Source organism: Vibrio sp. 10N.222.48.A3, assembly GCF_041475345.1.
Lineage (GTDB): Bacteria > Pseudomonadota > Gammaproteobacteria > Enterobacterales > Vibrionaceae > Vibrio > Vibrio tasmaniensis_A.
The window spans coordinates 1-3,159 of the sequence record NZ_JBFRVX010000266.1 but is presented as its reverse complement, the minus strand read 5'-3'; the positions used below and the strand labels follow the sequence as shown (position 1 = coordinate 3,159).

The following is a 3,159-nucleotide window of genomic DNA, read 5'->3' as shown; positions in this document are numbered from 1 at the left end:
CTAACGTATCGTCACCCGAACCACCTTCCAGACGATCATTTCCAGATCCCGCTGTCAGGTCGATATTACCAGCCCCTGCCAATAACTGAACATCGTCGGTTTCTGTAGCTAAATCGATATCAACCCCGTTAGACACAATGTTCAAGTTGAGATCTATCGAAGCCGATGTTGCAGTATCGCTGTTATCTAGCTCTTCTGAAACCGCCTCCACTTTGAGTGTGTAGCTTCCCGGCGTATCAGAAAGCCCAACCACTTTCACAGTGTCAATCGCATCCGCCGTGGCAATCCAAACTCCACCACCGACATCAGTCACTGAACCCACATCACTCGTAATTTGAGCACCAACAGGCACATCACTGATACGTAGCGTTAGCTCTTCCGTAATATCGGTCAAGGCAGCAATAATACCAACCAAAGGAACGCCGCTAGCGCTTACTGACTGGTTAGCGGTGATATTTCTGACGTAGTTAGACGCAGTATCAATCGACAAGGTCGGCGCATTCGCCACAGGAGTCACTGCGATATCATAGATAACTGGCGTGGTTTCAATGACGATACCAGAAGGGTTTCCGCTATCTTTCGCGATGACTTCCAAGCCAATGCTATTGGTTGGAGACAGGCTCGCATCCAGATAAACACCCGCAGGGCTAGTCGGTGTGTCAATTAATGCATTTAGGTCGCTCAACGTACCTACTAAGATAACCGAACCTGTGTTGTTGCCATTCACCATCACAGTTGTCACGGCAGGCAGCGACACATTTAACGTTCCGTAATCCACCGTCAAAGTGACCGTCATCAAGTCATTAGAAAATGAATCAACATAATCAGGATCACTGACATTGATGCCACTCAGCAGCTGACCCGATTCTTCATCAATAAAATCAGTGACATTGTCACCATTAACAACAGGTGTATCGTTAACACCTTGTACCACAACGCTGATTTCCGCGGTATCCGTTAAGAAATCATTTGAGCCATTGGTTGTACCGTTATCTTCTACGGTATAGGTGAATGTAACATCGCCATTGTAATCATCAGCTGCCGTGAATACCCAGTATGGGCCATTAATCGAATTGTCATCCGCCCCACCAACGTTCTCAAACTTCTGAATTTGCCCCTGACCTTGATCGATTTCGACCTTAGTTACCGTAATGGCATGCCCCTCAGGGTCTGTCGTCGCTGTAATCAGGTCTTCAGCTTTGATGATTAGCTGACCTTCTTCAAGCATGGTGCCCAAATCAATATCGGTTGCCACTGGTTGGTCATTAACTTCTGTAACTACAAGGCTGATTTCCGCACTGCCCACTTTGAAGTCCGGCGAACCGTCGGTTGTACCATCATCGATAATGGAGTAATTGAATTTGACGTCTCCATTATAATCATCAGCTGCCGTGAACACCCAGTATGGACCATTAATCGAATTGTCATCCGCCCCAGCAATGTTCTCAAACCTCTGAAGCTGACCTTGACCTTGATTTTGAGTAAGGCTGATATCTGTTACGGTAAGGTTATGATTTTCGATATCAGAGCTTGCCGTAATCAAGTCACCCTCAACAATCACGATTTGGCCATCTTCCGGAATCGAGCCCAAATCAACATTGGCCGCTATCGGAGCATCATTATATTCCGTCACTTTAATAGTGAAGGTAGTTTGATTCGTTTGAGCGGTATTCGGATCACCCGCATCAATCAAACCGTTATTACCACCGTCATCGATCGTAGCATTAATGGTCACTAACCCACCCAGATTGAGATAGTTCTGATCCGGGTCCGGTTTGAACGTAACCTCGCCATTAGTTAGCGCTGCATTGATGTCAGCTTCTTTACCTGTCATGACAAGTGAGCCATCAGCCTGCAATACAAATGTCACACCATTGGATTGAGTGCTTGGGAGTACAAACTCGCCCTGCGCACCCGGCAGTGTTTGGTCAACTTTCAGCGTCAGTACATACGGGGCATCTGGATTATCAAAGTTAGCGTCGATATCGTAGATACTAAAGTTGTTAATCGCGACCCCATTAGAGTCTTCTGTCGTTTCAAGGTTAGTCACATTGACAAAGGTCGGTTGATCGTTGATCGGATCAATCACTAAATCAACATCGAAACTCGTTGGTGTGCCTAAATACTCCGTGTTATCAGCATCTGTATCCACAGAACGAACGGTAATCTGCAGTGGACCATTAATACCCAAAGCATTACCTGTATCACTATTATGTTCGCCAGAGTTAAATACGATCTTATCTAGCGACTGAGCTGGAACATCGAGAGTCCAGAGCTGTGTAGTTGAGTCATAACTACCCAAGGTCGTTCCGTCAGGGTAGTAGATAGAAGCACCTTGAGGAACACCTGCCACTTCGACTCGAAGGGTTTCAGGTGCATTTTCGGTATACGTTCCGTTTCCTGAGGCCGACAACTCTTTATCTAAAATAGTCGCATTGATTTCAATATCAATGTTTTGGCCTTCGTTACCCGCTATAGAATCCGTCGGGTCGGTATCAACATCATCGCCAACAGGCACCACATGCAGTTTGAAGCTTGGCAAGTTTGCAGCCGCAGTTGGTACACCAAGTAGCGACTCTTGAGTGAATACTTCAACGCCAAATTCAGCAGTACCACTGAAGTTTTTCGGTGGTAAAATCGAAATTTCACTTAAGTCGAATGAAAGCCCAGAAGCTTGAGGCAATTGAACACTCCACTCACCGCCACCGTTGTTTTTCACAGTGTAAGCAGAGCCAGTATCTACACGCATCTGGAAGCCATCAGGTACATCGGTGAACTTAATCGATACAAACTGTTCTGATCCATCAAGGTCAGTCAGAGCAATCGATACTGGTCCTGTACCTGACAAGGAAATAAGCTGGTCTTCGTTGCCGGTAATCTCAATTACATCAGGATCACTACCCGGCCCAGAGACAAGTACATCATCAACAACCGGAACAACATCAAAACGAACACTTGTATTGAAGGTATCGGAGTCGGTTGCAGTGCCTACCGGAAAAGCAGAGTCATTGTAGGTTGCGGTATCTGTAACTGTACCACTTACATTAATCTGCACTTGATTAATATCATTTCCAGTTGGGTAGTTTTCTATCGCCCTAAAGAGGACATTATCGAGCGCCCCCGCCGCGATTTCAGCTTGATTAAACGTGACTGAGGTAC

General features: G+C 46.1%; 1 protein-coding gene. It reads right to left on the bottom strand.

Translation table 11 applies throughout. The annotated features are described in order from the left end of the window. A partial coding sequence (locus AB4653_RS08770) for a cadherin-like domain-containing protein (RefSeq protein WP_372103874.1) occupies positions 1-3,159 on the bottom strand: 3,159 nt, incomplete at both ends.